Origin of the sequence: Leifsonia sp. NCR5, from assembly GCF_002105485.1 — a bacterium.
Classification (GTDB): Bacteria; Actinomycetota; Actinomycetes; order Actinomycetales; family Microbacteriaceae; genus Leifsonia.
In genome coordinates, this window is sequence record NZ_NCSR01000005.1 from 188,126 (window position 1) to 203,405 (window position 15,280).

The window sequence follows — 15,280 nt, forward strand, 5'->3', positions numbered from 1 at the left end:
CTGGGGTTTGGATGGCCGGAGAGTTGCCGCTCTCCGGCCATCGGTTCGTTTTCTAGCCCAGCAGGTCGGCCACCTCCTGCCCGAAGTCGCCCGCCGACACCCTCTGCTGGATGTCGGCCATGCTGAGTCCTTCGCGGAGGAGCGCGTGCAGCCCCTCCCACATCTGCAGGCCGCCGATCGACCCGTCCCGGATGCGCGATGCGAGCCCCGCGATGTACGCGCGCTCCGCATCCAGCACCGCCTGGCGGTAGTGGAATTCGACCATGAACAGCTCGGGGAGGCTGTCGCCGATCTCGTCGAGCTGGCGGTGCCGGGAGGCGATCTCGTCGTCGAGCCGCTCCACCCGCTTCTCCAGGAGTTCGAGCGCGGTCTGCGGCGGGAGCATCGGGAGGAGGGAGAGGCCGGTCTCGATGGCCGGGTATTCCTTGACGGGGGTGTCGATGAGCTCGCTCAGCCACTCGTCGGCCTCGCGGCGGCCCGCGTCCGTGATCTCGTAGACCACGCGCTCCGGGCGGTTGCCCTCCCGCTCGGTCTGGGTGGCGACGATGAAGCCGTGCTTCTCCAGCGACTTGATGACCGCGTAGAGGGATCCGAAGTTGAGGCGGATGCTGTCTTCCTTGCCGCGCTCGCGCATGGACGTGGTCATCTCGTACGGGTACATCGGCCGCTCCCACAGGCAGGACAGCACCGCGAGGGCCAGCGGGTTCGAGATCGCGCGTTTGGACATGTTCACCTCCGAATACTTTGTTTAGAGTATTCGCTTTCGAGTGCTCTGTCCAGCATGCCCGGGAACACGAAGAGCGGGCCTCCCCCGCGACCGTGGTCGCCGGGGAGGCCCGCTCTGTTCGTACGGTGCGTTCAGGCCCTGCTGTTGCGTCGGATGAACCCGACGATCGCGGTGATCACGAAGAAGACCAGACCGAGGATCGCGAGCCAGAGGAGTCCCTTGATGGCGAAGCCGAGGACGGCCAGGATGGCCCAGACGACGAGCAGGACGATGATGAGGGCGAGCATTTCGAGGTGATTCCTTCTTGTTGGGGACGGTTGGGAGGTCGGAGAGTTAGTGGGCGGCCGAGCCGCGGAACGTCCAGCCGGCGCGCGGTGCAGCATCCGGCGTCGACCAGGTGCGGTAGACCGCGAGCTGAGCATCGGCAAGGGTGGCGAAGACGCCCAGGTCGCGGCCCGTGCTGCTGGTGGCGACGAACCCGTCACGGCTGTGGTCGACCATCCCGAGGTAGGCGGAGGGGGTCTCGGCGACCCAGAGTCCCGCCGTGGGGATGCGCCAGGTCACGCACTCCGTGCCTCCCGCCGGCTGGGTGGCGCCTGCGGCGTCTGCTGCGTCCAGCGAGGGTGCCGTCATCGTCGCCGGTGCGTCTGTCGCGATCGTCATGGTGTGCCCTTTCGAGCTTCTCGGTGATGGATAACTAGATTCTCTAGATAGTCCGACGCTGAGACAAATTTGGCCAGGGGGGTTGATTCACGGCTCCGGATACGCTAATAGCTACAGCAATGAATATTCCCGAACATGCGTAGCTAGACGATCTAGTAATACGCTATCCTCATGTTGTCGCCATGATGGGCGCACGACGAGATGGGGAGCGTGTCATGGGTGTGCTGGTGTACGACGGCGAAGGATTCGAGTTCGAGGATCGGGTCCTCGCCCATATCCAAGCGGTTATCACGGTCAAACTGCGGCGCAGGGAGCCCTTCCTGCTGAGCTGGACCACGGAGCATTCGACGCCGGGCAGGCACTCGGTCTGGATCGACAACGCCATCCCGCTGCGCTACGAGTTCAGCCGGGACTCGGCCGACCGCCTCAACGACGCCTGGCTCGAACTGATGATGGAGATGGCCAGCAGGTCGGCCGGAGTCGTCGTTCCTCCGGAGCCCGTCGAGGTCACCTCGCTGTCCAAGCGCAGGCAGCGCACCCCCGCGGCCGCGCTGACGAACGCATCGGCGATGGCCGCGCCGGTGGCGGTCTAGCGGCATCGCTAGATTGACTAGCTTGTAGTTGGTCTATCATCTAGTGCATGACGACGAACAAACAGGGTTCGACGCCTCATTACTGGTACGGACCGGAGGCGGAACGGGAGAGAGCCGTGGCCGTCCTCGAAGCCATGCGAGCGTACGGAGCCGCTGACGCGGCCATGCAGCGACGCTCGGAGCAGGCGATGCGGATGAGCGAGAACGACATCTCGGCACTCCGCTACCTCCTCCGGGCGAACGAGCGCGGCGTCAACGTCGGGCCGAAGGAGCTCGCCGACTACCTCGGCGTGCAGAGCTCCTCCATCACGATCCTCCTGGACAGGCTCGAGAAGGCCGGGCACGTCCGGCGCGAGCCGAGCCCGTTCGACAGGCGCGCGCTCATCATCGTGCCCACCGTTCCGACGGACGAGCTGCACAAGGCCATCCTCGGCGACATCCGCGAAGAGCTGGTCGAGGTCGCCGCCTCCCTCTCCGACGAGGACGCGGACACGATCGTGGACTTCATCGACCGCCTGCGCGACGCCGTCGACCACATCGACAGCGCACGTCCCGCCACGGACAGAGCGGGCGACAGGACCGCCGACAGGGCGAAGCACTGACCTCGCGACACGCCGGGTAAACTGGCGGCCGTATGCCCGAACACCCTTGGTTTGAAACGGCGCCCGCCAGCACGGTGCGCGTCCTCCGCTCGCTGCGCACCTACCGCGCCGTCGAACAGGCGATGCGCAGACGCACCCGCGAGTCCATGAAGATGGGCGAGGCCGATCTGCGCGCGCTGCGTTTCCTGCTCCGCGCAGAAGAAGAGGGCCGGCTGGCCACGCCCGCCGACCTCGCGGCACTGCTCGGCATGAAGTCGTCGTCGATCACGATCATGCTCGACCGGCTCAGCGCATCCGGGCACATCCAGCGGGCGCCGCACCCGAACGACCGGCGAAGCATCGTCATCACCGCCACCCCGGGCGCGGACGAAGAGGTCAGGGAGACGCTCGGGCAGATGCACGACAGGCTGCTGGCCGTCGCCGCATCCCTCGACGAAGACCAGGCGCGCGTCGTCAGCGCGTTCCTCGGGCGCCTCACCGAGACCCTCGACCACCTGAACGAGGACGCTGAGCCGGCTCGAAAGCGCACATAGAAAATTCGCAGCAAAAATAACGAACAGATAACTAGATCCCGTTACCTCTTCGTTATATAGTTCAAGAGCGTTAGTTGTTTGCTGTGGCAGCCAACGCGGAATGTGATTGCAGGACACTCTTGGTGCAAGGGAGAGGGCCGGCCGCTAGCCTCTGCGGCCGGCCCTCAATCTGTTAACGCCGGTCCCGCCACATCCAGGATCCCGTGCTGGCACGGATGGAACTGTCACCGGTTGGTGGAAGGATGCGAATGCATCGAGCATTCGTCCCACCCGAGGAGGCAGCAGCATCATGCGTACAGAGGCGCAAGCGAGCACCGGCGAGCGAACCGGCACGCACGCCGGAACCGGCGAGCGGACGGGCGACGCGCGGCGCGCGTCTGCACGCGTCAACGCCGTGTCGGCGTGGGAGTCGCTGTTCCGTGCCCAGGTCGCCGTGATGCGCACCCTCGCCGCCGAGTTCCCGACCAGGGACATCTCGTTCAACGAATACGACGTGCTGTTCAACCTCTCCAGGCAGCCCGACCGCTCGCTCCGCCTGCGCGACCTCAACAAGCACGTGCTGCTCACCCAGCCCAGCGTGAGCAGGCTGGTCGACAGGCTGGTCGCCCGCGGACTCGTCGCGAAATGCCCGGAGCCGTCGGATGCGCGCGGCACGGTGATCCGGATGACGGACTCCGGCTTCGAGATGTTCCGGCGGGTCGCCGTCGAGCACATGCGGACGATCACCGAACGCGTCGGCGGACGGCTCGACCCCGCAGAGCTCGACCGCCTGGCCGAGCTCTGCGACAAGCTCCGGGACGAGTGACACCGTCCATCCACATCCCGTGCTTCTCCCCAACCTGACGGTGTCCCGGTGAAACCGCCAACCTCGCCGCGTATCATGACGCCATGAAATCTTCGGGTCGCAGCAAATGGGGATGGGCGCCCGCGCTCCTGGGGTTCGTGGCGCTCAGCGCCGTCGCGGGTGTGCTCGGCGCCGCCGCCGTCACGCCGGCCGTCGCACTGACCGGGTCGGCAGCCGACTCGACCATCGGCGTCTTCGACGGCCTCCCCGAGTACATCAAGGTCGAGCCGCTCGCGCAGGCATCGACGATGTACGCGAAGTCCGGGGGCAAAGACGTGCCCATCGCGACCTTCTATTCGCAGAACCGCGTGGAGGTCGGCTGGGACGACATCTCGCAGAACCTCAAAGACGCCGCCATCGCCACGGAGGACCCGCGGTTCTACGAGCACGGCGGCGTCGACGTCACGGGCACGATCCGCGGCGCGATGCTCACGGCCCTCCACAAAGACGTGCAGGGCGGATCGTCGATCACGCAGCAGTACGTCAAGAACATCCTGGTGCAGCGCTGCGAGAACAAGCAGCCGGATGTGACGGCCACGGCCGCCGTGCAGAAGAAGCAGCTCACGGCATACGAGTCCTGCTACAACGACGCCACAGAGGTCGACCCGGTGCGCAAGCTCAAGGAGATGCGCTACGCAATCGGTCTCGAGAAGGAATACACCAAGAACCAGATCCTGCAGAGCTACCTCAACATCGCTCTGTTCGGCGGCCGCACCTACGGCGTTCAGCAGGCGGCCGAATACTACTTCGGCGTCTCTGCGAAAGCTCTCAACCTGCAGCAGTCCGCCACGCTCATCGCCATCCTGAACAACCCGGACAACCTGCGCATCGACAAGCCCACCAGCAAGGAGAACGGCGCGGCCGACGGATACAAGGAGACGCTCGACCGCCGCAACTACGTGCTCGACCGGATGCTCGCCAACGGCAAGATCACCACGGCGGAGCACGACGCGGCGAAGGCGACCAAGGTCGAGCCCAAGATCACTCCGGTGCAGAACGGCTGCATGACGGCCCAGCAGTTCAACGCGGCATTCTTCTGCGACTACGTCGAGCGCCAGATCGAGAACAACGCGATCTTCGGCAAGACGAGCGACGACCGCTCCGGCTTCCTCAACCGCGGCGGCCTGAAGATCTACACCACCCTCAACCTCGACCTGCAGGGGGCGGCCCAGGCATCCATCGCCGCGTACATCCCGCCCGCGAGCCCGTACCTCGACCTCGGCTCCTCCAACGTGTCGGTGGAAGTGGGAACGGGACGCGTCGTGACGATGGTGCAGAACCGGCCGTACGACAACACCGCGGCCCCTGCTCCGGCGACCACGGCCGTCAACTACAACACCGACTACGTGGATGGCGGGTCGGAAGGCTTCCAGACCGGTTCGGCGTACAAGGCGTTCGACCTCCTCGAATGGCTGCAGGAGGGTCATTCGCTGTACGAGTCCGTCAACGGCACACAGCACCTGTTCCCGCAGTCGTCGTTCCACTCCAGCGATCCGTGTCAGGACATCGGCGGAGCGCCGTGGCCGGTCTCGAACGACGAGGGCGAATCGGTCAGCAGCACCACCGTGATGAACGCCACGGCGCAGTCGATCAACACGATCTTCGCCCAGATGGCTACCAAGCTCGACCTGTGCGGCATCAAGCAGCGCGCGCAGGATCTGCTCGTCCACGGCGCGGACGAAGAGGCCAACCGTTTCATGGCCAACCCCTCCTCCGTGCTCGGCACCAACTACATCGCCCCGATCACGATGGCCACCGCGTACGCGGGCATCGCCAACAACGGGGTCGCCTGCAGCCCGATCGCCATCGACAAGATCCTGAACGCTGACGGCACGGAGCACGCCGTTCCGAAGACGCAGTGCTCGACCACGCCGATCGATCCCGGTGTCGCGGCCGCCGCGATCTTCGCACTGCAGGGCGTGCTCCGCGGAGGAACGGCCACCTCGGCCAACCCGAACGACGGCATCCCGATCTTCGGCAAGACCGGCACGACGGACGACTCGCTGGAGAACTGGCTCGTCACCTCCACCACCAAGGTCGCCCAGGCCACCTGGGTCGGCAACGTGGAAGGCGCGGTCGCGCTGCGCAGCCAGTCGTTCAACGGCATTGGAGGCGGCAACGTGAAGTTCGCCATCGCCAAGCCGATCCTGGCCGCGCTCAACGCCGTCTACGGCGGGACGGCGTTCCCCGGGCCGGATGCGAAGTTCACGAAGGCTCCGCCTGCGCCGAAGCCGCCGACGCCGACCGCACCGACCGCTCCCGCTCCCCCCGCGGGCGGCGGCAACGGCGGCCAGGGCAACGGCGGCGGCCCCGGCAACGGCGGTCCGGGCAACGGCGGCGCCAACCCTCCAGGACGCGGCTGACGCGGCCCCGAAAGCGATATTGGGATTCCGGTTTTTATACCCTGATTTGCCTTCCTTCGTGAGCGGCGGCTCGCTTATGGTTATCGCGTGGGACGTACACCAGACCCCAGTCGAAAGCCAGAGCTTTTGGGCCGCATCATGGAACATGTTGCGACCGAGCCTCTGTCGCGGATGACCTTTCGCAGTCTGGCGAGCTCCCTCGGGGTCAGCACGTACTCCTTCGTCTACCATTTCGGCTCGCGTCAGGGCATGATCGACGCCATCCTCGAGGAGGGTGTGCGCCAGCAGTCCGAGGCGGCCGTCGGCGTCGACATCGCCGGTTTCGACCGTCAGCAGTTCGCGGACTGGTACAGCGAGGCCTTCCGCCACTCGCTCCGCGAGGGCAACCGCACCGGCCTGCGCCTGCAGTTCGAGGCCGGCGCGCTCGAACCGATCGACCCGGAGATCGGCACACGCATCACCACGTCGTTCACCGACTGGCTCGCGGTCGTGCAGCGCTGGCTCACCAGCAATGGCGTCGAGAAGCGGCGCGCCGCGGTGCTCGCCCACTGGCTCGCCGACACCGCGGCCGGACTCCACTTCGGCTATCTGCTCACCGGCGACAAGGAGAAGACGGTGTCCGCGTTCGACGTGTTCATCGGCGCGTACCTGAACGAGGCGATCACGGCTTAGAAGCTGCGCGCTCCGCGACCGCCTTCACACCGGCGAGCATCGTCGTCCAGTTCTCCCGGGAGTGCTCCGCCGCCTCCGCCGTCGGGTTGTTGTCCTGGTCGAGGGTGACGTGAGTGCCCGTCGGCGTCTCATCCAGCTCGAACCGCAACGAGTGGTAGTTCTCCGGGACGTCGTCCAACCCGCTCAGCGGGCTGAAGTGCGTGAGCACGATCCTACTCGGCTCCTGCAACTCGATCACGCGCCCGTGATCCTCGAACGTCTTCCCGTTCCACTCACCGCGCCAGACGATGCGGCTCCCGATGCGCCAGTCCGACTCCACGTCGGCGCCGAACATGATCTCCGGATGCGCACCGTTGGACGTGAGCACCCGCCACACCGTCGAACGCGGCGCGCGCACATCCACTTCGGCCCGTGCGACGTAGCTGCCCATGACCGCCTCCCCGGCTCTGCTCCGCAGAGCTTTCCTGGGGCTCATCAGACACCCGCCCGCCGCTGGTGGCAAGCGGTGCCTGACTTTTCGGCTCAGGCGTCGTCGCGGGAGAGCACGAGGGCCTGCCAGGGCGCGAGCGTCCCGGTGACTCCGCCCCGCGCATCCGGGAGGTTGCTCAGCACGGTCGTCGCACCCGCCCAGACCTGCGCGTCCGGAAGCTCGTAGTCCGCCTGCTCTCCGGTGAGGTTGACGAGCACGAGCAGTTGGCGCTGGCCCAGCGTCCTCGTGTACGCGAACACCTGGGGATGCTCGGGGAGCACCATCTCGAGCGTCCCGCTGGAGACGCGCTCGTCGTGATGCCGCAGGTCGATGAGGCTGCGGTAGTACGCGAACACCGAGTCAGGGTCGCGCCGTTCCGCCGCCGCATTGACCTCGCGGAAGTTCGGGTTCACCGGGATCCACGGCGTGCCCGTCGTGAACCCGGCGTTCGGCGCATCCGACCACTGCACCGGGGTGCGGGCGTTGTCCCTGCTCGTGGTGCGCAGCGCGGCCAGCACCTCCTCGGCCGGGGCACCGAGCACGTCGACGGCCTCCGCGTAGTGGTTGAGGGTCTCGATGTCACGGAAGTCCTCGATGCCGCGGAACGGCACGTTCGTCATCCCGAGCTCCTCGCCCTGGTAGACGTACGGCGTGCCCCGCTGCAGGTGCAGCACGGTGGCGAGCGCCTTCGCCGACGGGATGCGCGCATCGCCGTCGTCGCCGAACCGGCTGACCACGCGGGGCTGGTCGTGGTTGTTCCAGTACAGACTGTTCCAGCCGCGCTCGGCGAGGCCGTCCTGCCATTTCGCGAACGACCGCTTGAGGTCGAGCACCGACGCCGGGCGGTGATCCCACTTGCCGCCGGGCCCATGATCGAGGTCGACGTGCTCGAACTGGAACACCATGTCCAGCTCGCCGCGCGTCGGATCGGTGAACAGCTGAGCTTGGTCGACGGTGACGCCGGGCATCTCTCCCACCGTGAGATACCGGTCGTCGCGCCCCGCGAAAACACGCTCGTGCATCTCGTGCAGGAACTCGTGGATGCGCGGCCCCTGCCCGTAGAACGGGTAACCGTCCCCGTAGAGCGCGCCGGGAGGAACGACGCCGTCCGGCAGGTCCTGCACCTTCGAGATGAGGTTGATGACGTCCATCCGGAACCCGTCGACGCCGCGGTCGAGCCACCAGTTCATCATCTCGTAGACCGCATCCCGCACCTCCGGGTTCTCCCAGTTGAGGTCGGGCTGCTTGCGGGAGAACAGGTGCAGGTAGTACTCGCCGCTCGCCTGATCGAGCTGCCAGGCCGACCCGGAGAAAAACGACCCCCAGTTGTTCGGCTCCGCACCGCTCTCCCCCGGCGCCTTGCCGTCGCGCGGCGGCCGCCACCAGTACCAGTCGCGCTTCGGGCTGTCCGGCCCCGCGGACGACTCGACGAACCACGCGTGCTCGTCGGAGGTGTGATTGACGACCAGATCCATCACGAGCTTCATGCCGCGCGCGTGCAGCTCCTGCAACAGCTCGTCGAAGTCGTCGAAGGTGCCGAACGCGGGATCGATGGCGCGATAGTCGCTGATGTCGTACCCGTTGTCGTCGTGCGGCGACGCGTAGATCGGCGAGAGCCAGACCACATCGACGCCGAGCGCATCCAGGTGGTCGAGATGGTCGATGACACCACGCAGATCGCCGATGCCGTCACCGTTGCTGTCCGCGAAACTCCGGGGATACACCTGGTAGACGACGGCGGACTGCCACCATTTCTCGCTCATCTGTTCAGAGTAGCCGGTGGGGTGTGGCGGGCCGGAGCGGGTCGTGGCGGAACGCCGGGCGGGTGAGAAAATGCACCCATGCATCCCGTGGCCCGCGCCGGGCTCTCCGCCCTGATCTCCGTCGCGGCCGCCGCGGGAGCGTGCGCGACCATGTGGTGGATCGCGGTCGCGGTCGGAGGCGGGTACGGCACCGCTGTGCTTGCGACCGTGGTGGCCCTGACGCTGTCGCGGAGGACGTTCGCGTCGCGGGGTGAGTTTGCGCGGTCGGCGGCGCTGCTTCCCGTGATCGGGCTGGTGGCGGCGGGGGTCGGGTGGCTGCTCGTCGCGGCGCCGGTGGTCGGCGCGGTCGCGTTCGTGGCCGGGATGAGCGTGCCGATCTGGATGCGGCGGTTCGGCGGGAGGATTGCGCGGCTGGGGGCGTTGGTCACGCTGCCGTTCACAGCGATCCTCGTCGCCCCGGGGGCGGGGGCGCAGACCGGGCGGTGGTGGCTGGATCTGGTGCTGCTGGTCGGCGCGTCCGTGGTGGCTGTTGCGTGGGTGGCGGTCGCCAGGGAGGTTGGGGTGCTGGCGGGGGTTGCGGTTGTGGGTGAGGTTGCTGGGTCGGGCGAGGGTGCTCGGGCGGGCGAGGGTGCCGGGGCGGCCGCCGCTGCCGCCCCTGCGCCCCGCCGCCTCCCGGCGAGCACCCGCATGGCGCTGCAGATGGCGGCGGCCCTCGCCGCGGCGTTCGTCGCTGGCTGGCTGCTGTTCCCCGACCATGCGATGTGGACCGTGCTGACCGCTTTCATCGTCAATTCCGGCAACCGGGGGCGCGGGGATGTGGTGCACAAGAGTGCGCTACGGGTGGCGGGGGCGCTGGGCGGCACAATCGTCGCCGTGGCGTTCACGTTCGTGGCGGAGCCGACCGGGATGCTCGCGGTCGTCGTCATCTTCGCCGCCCTGTTCGTCGGCACCTGGCTGCGCGGATACAGTTACGCGTTCTGGGCGCTGGCCGTGACGCTCGCCGTCGCGCTGCTCCAGGGACTGCTCGGCGTCGCGCCCACGGGAGCGTCGCTCTGGGCGGTGCTCGGCGAGAGGGTGCTCGCGATCGTGACCGGTGCGGTGATCGGGATCGCGGCGGCGTGGTTCGTGCTGCCCGTCCGCTCCGACGATGTGGTGCGCAAGCGACTGTCGGAGATGCTGGTGGCGCTCGGTGCGGTGTTCGCCCCGGCCGACCCCGCTGTACCGCCGGACGAGCGGGTCGGGGCGTTCCGAACGTCCCTGGCCCGCGTCGAACAACTGGCGCCGGCGCACCGGGCGCGGCGCATCGTGGGCGGGCGGAAGACGATCAGGGCGATCGACTGCATCGAGGTGGCGCTCGCGCTGGGGCCGGCAGTGGATGCGCGGCTCGCGGGTGATGGCGCGGCCGACACCGCCGCCGCGCGGTTGCGGCGCGCGGTCAGGGAGGCGCGGAAGAGCCTCGCGGCGCCGGTCGACTTCGCGCGCATCCACTCGGCTCTGCTGGCGCTCGGGGCCGAGCTCGACGGGCGCGGGCGGGATGGCGGACGGTAGCCTGATGGAATGCTCACGCCGCCGATCACGCCGAAGAAGCCGACAGAACGCATCCATCACGGGGACGTGTACGTCGACCAGTACGAGTGGCTGCGCGACAAGGACGATCCGGCCGTCGTCGCTCACCTGCACGAGGAGAACGCGTACACCAACGCCCGCACCGAGAACCTGGCGCTGCTGCGCGAGCAGATCTTCGAAGAGATCAAAGGGCGCACCCGCGAGACCGATCTGAGCGTCCCCACCCGCGAAGGCGACTGGTGGTATTACACGCGGACGGTCGAGGGGAAGCAGTACGGCATCCACTGCCGCGCGCCCATCGCCGGCGCTGACGACTGGGAGCCGCCGGCGCTCGACGAGGAGGCGCAGCGCAACGGGCTGCCGGGTGAGCAGATCCTGCTCGACGACAACGCTGAGGCGGAGGGGCACGAGTTCTACGCGCTCGGCAGCTTCGACGTGAGCGCCGACGGCACGCGACTGCTGTGGGCGGTCGACACGGAAGGCGACGAGCGGTACACGATCCGGGTGCGGTCGCTGGTGGACGACGGGGTGGAGTTCCCCGACGAGATCGAGGACACCGCATCCGGTGCGCTGTTCGATCAGAGCGGCGAGTACATCTTCTACACGACCGTCGACGACGCCTGGCGTCCGGACACGGTGTGGCGGCACAGGGTCGGGGACGGCGCACCCGGCACCGACGTGCAGGTGTTCCACGAGCCGGACGAGCGCTACTGGATCGGCGTCGGGCTCACCCGCAGTCGCGACTTCCTGGTCATCGAGGCCGGGTCGAACATCACCAGCGAGGCGTGGCTGCTGCGGTCGAGCGACCCGACCGGCGAGTTCGCCGTTGTCTGGCCGCGCAAGGAGGGCGTCGAGTACGACGTCGAGCACGCCGTCGTCGGCGGACGCGACCGGCTGCTGATCGTGCACAACGACGACGCCGTCAACTTCGAGCTGGTGAGCGTGGCCGCCGACGACCCGCAGGGCGCCAGGCGCGTGCTGCTCCCCCACAACCCCGACGTCCGGCTCGAAGGGGTGGACGCGTTCCGCGACTTCGTGGCCGTCGAATACCGCAGGGAGGGGCTCACCCGCGTGGCCGTCGCGTGCGTGCCGGAAGACGGAGGCTCCGCCGACGACACCCTGCACGAGCTGCACTTCGACGAAGAACTCTTCACCGTCGGCGCCGGCGGCAACCCCGAATGGACTCAGCCGACCCTGCGCCTCGGCTACGGCAGCTTCGTCACCCCCTCCACTGTGTACGACTACGACGTGCGCACCCGCGAACTCCGGATGCGCAAACAGCAGGCCGTGCTCGGAGAGTTCGACCCTGCGCTGTTCGCCCAGAAGCGCGAGTGGGCGACCGCGAAGGACGGCACGCGCATCCCGATCTCGCTGGTGTACCGGCGCGACCTGGTCACGCCGGGCGAGCCCGCGCCGCTCGTGCTCTACGGGTACGGGTCGTACGAGGCGAGCATGGACCCGTCGTTCGGCATCCCCCGGCTCAGCCTGCTCGACCGAGGCATCGTGTTCGCCATCGCGCACGTGCGCGGCGGCGGCGAGCTGGGACGGCTCTGGTACGAGCACGGCAAGAAGCTGCACAAGAAGAACACGTTCACCGACTTCGTGGACAGCGCGCGACACCTGATCGACACCGGATGGACGGCTCCGGACCGGCTCGCGGCGCAGGGCGGCAGCGCGGGCGGCCTGCTGATGGGCGCCGTCGCGAACCTGGCGCCGAAATACTTCTCGGGGATTTTGGCGGAGGTGCCGTTCGTCGACCCGCTCACGAGCATCCTGGACCCGTCGCTTCCGCTGACGGTGATCGAGTGGGACGAGTGGGGCGACCCGCTGCACGACGAGGAGGTGTACGCGTACATGAAGTCGTACTCCCCGGTCGAGAACGTGCACGACACCCACTACCCGCGCATCCTGGCCGTGACCAGCCTCAACGACACCCGCGTGCTGTACGTGGAACCCGCGAAATGGGTGGCGCGGCTGCGCGAGGTGGGAGCCGACGCGCTGCTGAAGATCGAGATGGCTGCCGGGCACGGCGGGGTATCCGGCCGGTATTCGGCGTGGCGGGAGCGCGCGTTCGCCTACGCCTGGCTCGTCGACGCGGTCGGCGCGCACCCGACCGGCGAGTAGCGCAGGGCGCGGCGGCGCCGGGGCGGGCGTCAGCCGAGGTCGTCGGGGTCGCGGCCGGTGCGCTCGCCGGACTCGAGGGTGGCGATGGTGGCGAGGTCGTCGGCGTCGAGCTCGAACGAGAAGACGTCGAAGTTCTGGCGGATGCGGTCAGGGGTGAGCGACTTCGGGATGACGACATTGCCGAGCTGAAGCTGCCAGCGGATCACGGCCTGCGCAGGTGTCACGCCGTGCTTCTCTGCGATGCGCGCGAGCGGTTCGTTCCCGAGGATGCGGCCGCGGGCGAGCGGCGACCACGCCTCGGTGACGATGCCGTGCTCCTCACCGTACGCGCGCACCTCCGCCTGCGGCAGCCACGGGTGCAGCTCCACCTGGTTGACGGCAGGCACCGTGTCCGTCTCCCGAGCCAACCGTTCCAGGTGATGGATGTGGAAGTTGGCGACGCCGATCGACCTGGCTCGCCCCTCATCCCGGATCGTCTCGAGCGCACGCCAGGTGTCGACGTACTTGTCGTGCTTCGGCGCAGGCCAGTGGATGAGGAACAGATCGACGCTGTCGAAGCCGAGCCGTTCGAGGCTGCGGTCGAACGACCGGAGGGTGCTGTCGTAGCCGTTCTGGTCCCACCACACCTTGGTGGTCACGAACACTTCGTCGCGGTCGAGGCCGCTCCGCCGGATGCCGTCGCCCACCCCGCGCTCGTTCTCGTAGAACGCGGCCGTGTCGATGTGCCGGTACCCGGCGTCGATGGCGGTGAGCACCGCATCCGGGGTCTCCGCATCCGGGATCTTGTACACGCCGAAGCCCAGCTGCGGGATGCGGTTGCCGTCGTTGAGAAGAAGCTCCGGGATGTGCGTCATGGGTTCATTCTGCCGCGTCACAGGCGTACAGGTGGATGGGAGAGAAGGAGAGAAAATGGCACTCAACGGCAAGAAGGTCGCGTTCCTGGTGGCGGAGGAAGGCATCGAACAGGCAGAGCTCGTGGAGCCGTGGAAAGCGGTCGCCGACGAAGGCGGAACGCCGGTCCTGGTCTCCGAGAAGGCGGGAGAGGTGCAGGCGTTCAACCACCTGACCCCGGCCGACACGTTCCCGGTCGACGTGACCCTGGCCGACGCGACGGCCGACGACTACGACGCACTGATGCTCCCCGGTGGGGTGGCGAACGGCGACTTCGTGCGCACACAACCGGATGCGGTGGCCCTGGTCTCGGCGTTCGCTGCGGCCGGCAAACCGATCGGCGTGATCTGCCACGGCGGGTGGGTGCTGATCGAAGCAGGGGTGGTCGCCGACCGCACGCTGACGAGCTGGCCAAGCCTGCAGACGGACTACCGCAACGCCGGAGCCCGCTGGGTGGACGAGGAGGTCGTGCTGGACGAGGGACCGTTCGTGCTCGTGTCGTCGCGGAAACCCGACGACCTGCCCGCGTTCAACCGTGAATTCGTGGCGGTCGTCGGGGCTTGACGCGCGGGGCGGCTTTGCTGCGCGACGGCTAGGAGGGGTCGGCCTCCGGGGTCGGTGACGGCGCTGCCGGGCTGGCGGGAGCGGCGGGCGTGGTCGGCTGGAACTGTTTCCAGGCGACCAGCCAGGTCGCGGCGATCGGGCCCAGCAGGAGGCCGAGCACGAACCAGGTCCAGCCGGAACGGCCCTTGGCCTGCGCGAGTCCGCCCGTCATGATGGCGAGCCACAACCAGATGACCGGTATGAGAGAGTCCATTGGTCGAGCTTAGAGGGGGCCGCAGGTGAGTGTTCCCTGGCAATGACGGCGATTCCCCTTGCAGGGTCGCGGCGGGTGCGGGAGCGTAGGCGACTCCTGGAAACAAACGGAAAGGAGAGCACCATGCTCACCCTGACAGAGAACGCCAGCACGATCGTCAAGACGCTCACCGAGCAGGCCCCGCAGGACGAGGCCGGACTGCGAATCAGCAGCAACAACCCTCAGAACACGTCCTTCGCGGCGGCGGTCACCCCCGCACCGGAGCCCGCCGACCAGGTGGTCGAGTCCGGCGGCGCACGCCTGTTCCTCGAAGAGGGCGCCGCGGTCGCCCTCGACGACAAGATCCTCGACGCCCAGGTGGACGACCAGGGCGCGGTCAGCTTCGCGATCGGCGCACTCGCGTAACGACGCGAACGCCCCGCGCGACGAACGGCCCCCGATGCTCCGGCATCGGGGGCCGTTCTGCGTGCGGTAGCGGTCAGGGCGCGGGTGGGGCCGGTGGGGCTGGCGGCGCGGGCGGCTGCGTCGGCGGCGCGGGCGGCTGGGTCGGCGGAGCGGCAGGCGGTGCGACAGGTGGCTGGGGCGACGATGGTGCCGGCGGCGCGGACGGCGGCGCGGCGGGCTGCGGGGTCTGCGGGGAGGCGTAGAGGGGC

At 68.1% G+C, this 15,280-nt stretch carries 17 protein-coding genes; 10 read left to right on the plus strand and 7 right to left on the minus strand.

The window, feature by feature from the left end; genetic code table 11:
* Nucleotides 1-52: 52 nt before the first annotated feature.
* From B7438_RS06700 to B7438_RS06705, 3 genes are all read right to left on the minus strand, one after another.
* Nucleotides 53-727: a PadR family transcriptional regulator gene (locus B7438_RS06700; protein ID WP_085368778.1), complete on the minus strand. Its 675-nt coding sequence runs from the start codon at nucleotides 725-727 to the stop codon at nucleotides 53-55.
* A gap of 131 nt (nucleotides 728-858) precedes the next feature.
* Nucleotides 859-1,014 (minus strand): hypothetical protein, encoded by a 156-nt coding sequence (locus B7438_RS20495; RefSeq protein WP_168688558.1) that lies wholly within the window; start codon nucleotides 1,012-1,014, stop codon nucleotides 859-861.
* Nucleotides 1,015-1,060: 46 nt separating this feature from the next.
* Nucleotides 1,061-1,390: a hypothetical protein gene (locus B7438_RS06705; protein ID WP_179150745.1), complete on the minus strand. Its 330-nt coding sequence runs from the start codon at nucleotides 1,388-1,390 to the stop codon at nucleotides 1,061-1,063.
* 215 nt (nucleotides 1,391-1,605) lie between these two features.
* Here B7438_RS06705 and B7438_RS06710 point away from each other — a divergent pair, with 215 nt between their 5' ends.
* The 6 genes from B7438_RS06710 (at nucleotide 1,606) to B7438_RS06735 (ending at nucleotide 6,997) form a co-directional block, all read left to right on the plus strand.
* Complete coding sequence (locus tag B7438_RS06710; RefSeq protein ID WP_085368779.1) at nucleotides 1,606-1,983, plus strand: hypothetical protein; 378 nt, start codon at nucleotides 1,606-1,608, stop codon at nucleotides 1,981-1,983.
* A gap of 47 nt (nucleotides 1,984-2,030) precedes the next feature.
* Nucleotides 2,031-2,585 (plus strand): MarR family winged helix-turn-helix transcriptional regulator, encoded by a 555-nt coding sequence (locus B7438_RS06715; RefSeq protein ID WP_085368780.1) that lies wholly within the window; start codon nucleotides 2,031-2,033, stop codon nucleotides 2,583-2,585.
* A gap of 32 nt (nucleotides 2,586-2,617) precedes the next feature.
* Nucleotides 2,618-3,118, plus strand: a complete 501-nt coding sequence (locus tag B7438_RS06720; RefSeq protein WP_256921895.1) for a MarR family winged helix-turn-helix transcriptional regulator — start codon at nucleotides 2,618-2,620, stop codon at nucleotides 3,116-3,118.
* A 436-nt stretch (nucleotides 3,119-3,554) separates the two neighbouring features.
* Nucleotides 3,555-3,923, plus strand: a complete 369-nt coding sequence (locus tag B7438_RS06725; RefSeq protein WP_256921899.1) for a MarR family winged helix-turn-helix transcriptional regulator — start codon at nucleotides 3,555-3,557, stop codon at nucleotides 3,921-3,923.
* An 83-nt stretch (nucleotides 3,924-4,006) separates the two neighbouring features.
* The gene (locus B7438_RS06730) at nucleotides 4,007-6,325 is read left to right on the plus strand and encodes a transglycosylase domain-containing protein (RefSeq protein WP_085368782.1); all 2,319 of its coding nucleotides are present in this window, start codon (nucleotides 4,007-4,009) and stop codon (nucleotides 6,323-6,325) included.
* 171 nt (nucleotides 6,326-6,496) lie between these two features.
* On the plus strand, nucleotides 6,497-6,997 hold the full coding sequence (locus B7438_RS06735) for a TetR/AcrR family transcriptional regulator (RefSeq protein ID WP_247597273.1): 501 nt from the start codon (nucleotides 6,497-6,499) through the stop codon (nucleotides 6,995-6,997).
* Here B7438_RS06735 and B7438_RS06740 read toward each other — a convergent pair.
* The gene (locus tag B7438_RS06740; protein ID WP_256921896.1) at nucleotides 6,987-7,472 is read right to left on the minus strand and encodes an SRPBCC family protein; all 486 of its coding nucleotides are present in this window, start codon (nucleotides 7,470-7,472) and stop codon (nucleotides 6,987-6,989) included. The genes B7438_RS06735 and B7438_RS06740 overlap by 11 nt on opposite strands.
* Before the next feature lie 47 nt (nucleotides 7,473-7,519).
* Complete coding sequence (locus B7438_RS06745; RefSeq protein ID WP_085368785.1) at nucleotides 7,520-9,229, minus strand: alpha-glucosidase; 1,710 nt, start codon at nucleotides 9,227-9,229, stop codon at nucleotides 7,520-7,522.
* Between the two features lie 78 nt (nucleotides 9,230-9,307).
* On the opposite strand from B7438_RS06745, the gene B7438_RS06750 reads away from it, so the two are divergent.
* Both B7438_RS06750 and B7438_RS06755 read left to right on the plus strand, forming a co-directional pair.
* Nucleotides 9,308-10,777, plus strand: coding sequence for an FUSC family protein (locus B7438_RS06750; RefSeq protein ID WP_085368786.1), 1,470 nt, complete (start codon nucleotides 9,308-9,310; stop codon nucleotides 10,775-10,777).
* A gap of 9 nt (nucleotides 10,778-10,786) precedes the next feature.
* The gene (locus B7438_RS06755) at nucleotides 10,787-12,919 is read left to right on the plus strand and encodes a S9 family peptidase (RefSeq protein ID WP_085368787.1); all 2,133 of its coding nucleotides are present in this window, start codon (nucleotides 10,787-10,789) and stop codon (nucleotides 12,917-12,919) included.
* A gap of 29 nt (nucleotides 12,920-12,948) precedes the next feature.
* Here B7438_RS06755 and B7438_RS06760 read toward each other — a convergent pair whose 3' ends face one another.
* Nucleotides 12,949-13,773 (minus strand): aldo/keto reductase, encoded by an 825-nt coding sequence (locus B7438_RS06760; RefSeq protein ID WP_085368788.1) that lies wholly within the window; start codon nucleotides 13,771-13,773, stop codon nucleotides 12,949-12,951.
* Between the two features lie 55 nt (nucleotides 13,774-13,828).
* Between B7438_RS06760 and B7438_RS06765 the strand changes: the two genes are divergently transcribed.
* Nucleotides 13,829-14,374, plus strand: a complete 546-nt coding sequence (locus B7438_RS06765) for a type 1 glutamine amidotransferase domain-containing protein (protein WP_085368789.1) — start codon at nucleotides 13,829-13,831, stop codon at nucleotides 14,372-14,374.
* Between the two features lie 28 nt (nucleotides 14,375-14,402).
* Here B7438_RS06765 and B7438_RS06770 read toward each other — a convergent pair whose 3' ends face one another.
* Nucleotides 14,403-14,627: a hypothetical protein gene (locus B7438_RS06770; RefSeq protein ID WP_085368790.1), complete on the minus strand. Its 225-nt coding sequence runs from the start codon at nucleotides 14,625-14,627 to the stop codon at nucleotides 14,403-14,405.
* A 123-nt stretch (nucleotides 14,628-14,750) separates the two neighbouring features.
* On the opposite strand from B7438_RS06770, the gene B7438_RS06775 reads away from it, so the two are divergent.
* Nucleotides 14,751-15,032 carry a Fe-S cluster assembly protein HesB gene (locus tag B7438_RS06775; RefSeq protein WP_085368791.1) on the plus strand — a complete coding sequence of 94 codons (282 nt, stop codon included), beginning with the start codon at nucleotides 14,751-14,753 and terminating at the stop codon, nucleotides 15,030-15,032.
* Nucleotides 15,033-15,280: the final 248 nt, after the last annotated feature.

What these genes read in the sequence shown, in the direction of transcription:
- B7438_RS20495 (WP_168688558.1), bottom strand. Translation starts at nt 1,014, where the DNA reads ATGCTCGCCCTCATCATCGTCCTGCTCGTCGTCTGGGCCATCCTGGCC.
- B7438_RS06750 (WP_085368786.1), top strand. Translation starts at nt 9,308, where the DNA reads ATGCATCCCGTGGCCCGCGCCGGGCTCTCCGCCCTGATCTCCGTCGCG.
- B7438_RS06775 (WP_085368791.1), top strand. Translation starts at nt 14,751, where the DNA reads ATGCTCACCCTGACAGAGAACGCCAGCACGATCGTCAAGACGCTCACC.
- B7438_RS06705 (WP_179150745.1), bottom strand. Translation starts at nt 1,390, where the DNA reads ATGACGATCGCGACAGACGCACCGGCGACGATGACGGCACCCTCGCTG.
- B7438_RS06700 (WP_085368778.1), bottom strand. Translation starts at nt 727, where the DNA reads ATGTCCAAACGCGCGATCTCGAACCCGCTGGCCCTCGCGGTGCTGTCC.
- B7438_RS06735 (WP_247597273.1), top strand. Translation starts at nt 6,497, where the DNA reads ATGACCTTTCGCAGTCTGGCGAGCTCCCTCGGGGTCAGCACGTACTCC.
- B7438_RS06760 (WP_085368788.1), bottom strand. Translation starts at nt 13,773, where the DNA reads ATGACGCACATCCCGGAGCTTCTTCTCAACGACGGCAACCGCATCCCG.
- B7438_RS06730 (WP_085368782.1), top strand. Translation starts at nt 4,007, where the DNA reads ATGAAATCTTCGGGTCGCAGCAAATGGGGATGGGCGCCCGCGCTCCTG.
- B7438_RS06715 (WP_085368780.1), top strand. Translation starts at nt 2,031, where the DNA reads ATGACGACGAACAAACAGGGTTCGACGCCTCATTACTGGTACGGACCG.
- B7438_RS06745 (WP_085368785.1), bottom strand. Translation starts at nt 9,229, where the DNA reads ATGAGCGAGAAATGGTGGCAGTCCGCCGTCGTCTACCAGGTGTATCCC.
- B7438_RS06755 (WP_085368787.1), top strand. Translation starts at nt 10,787, where the DNA reads ATGCTCACGCCGCCGATCACGCCGAAGAAGCCGACAGAACGCATCCAT.
- B7438_RS06720 (WP_256921895.1), top strand. Translation starts at nt 2,618, where the DNA reads ATGCCCGAACACCCTTGGTTTGAAACGGCGCCCGCCAGCACGGTGCGC.
- B7438_RS06770 (WP_085368790.1), bottom strand. Translation starts at nt 14,627, where the DNA reads ATGGACTCTCTCATACCGGTCATCTGGTTGTGGCTCGCCATCATGACG.
- B7438_RS06710 (WP_085368779.1), top strand. Translation starts at nt 1,606, where the DNA reads ATGGGTGTGCTGGTGTACGACGGCGAAGGATTCGAGTTCGAGGATCGG.
- B7438_RS06725 (WP_256921899.1), top strand. Translation starts at nt 3,555, where the DNA reads ATGCGCACCCTCGCCGCCGAGTTCCCGACCAGGGACATCTCGTTCAAC.
- B7438_RS06765 (WP_085368789.1), top strand. Translation starts at nt 13,829, where the DNA reads ATGGCACTCAACGGCAAGAAGGTCGCGTTCCTGGTGGCGGAGGAAGGC.
- B7438_RS06740 (WP_256921896.1), bottom strand. Translation starts at nt 7,472, where the DNA reads ATGAGCCCCAGGAAAGCTCTGCGGAGCAGAGCCGGGGAGGCGGTCATG.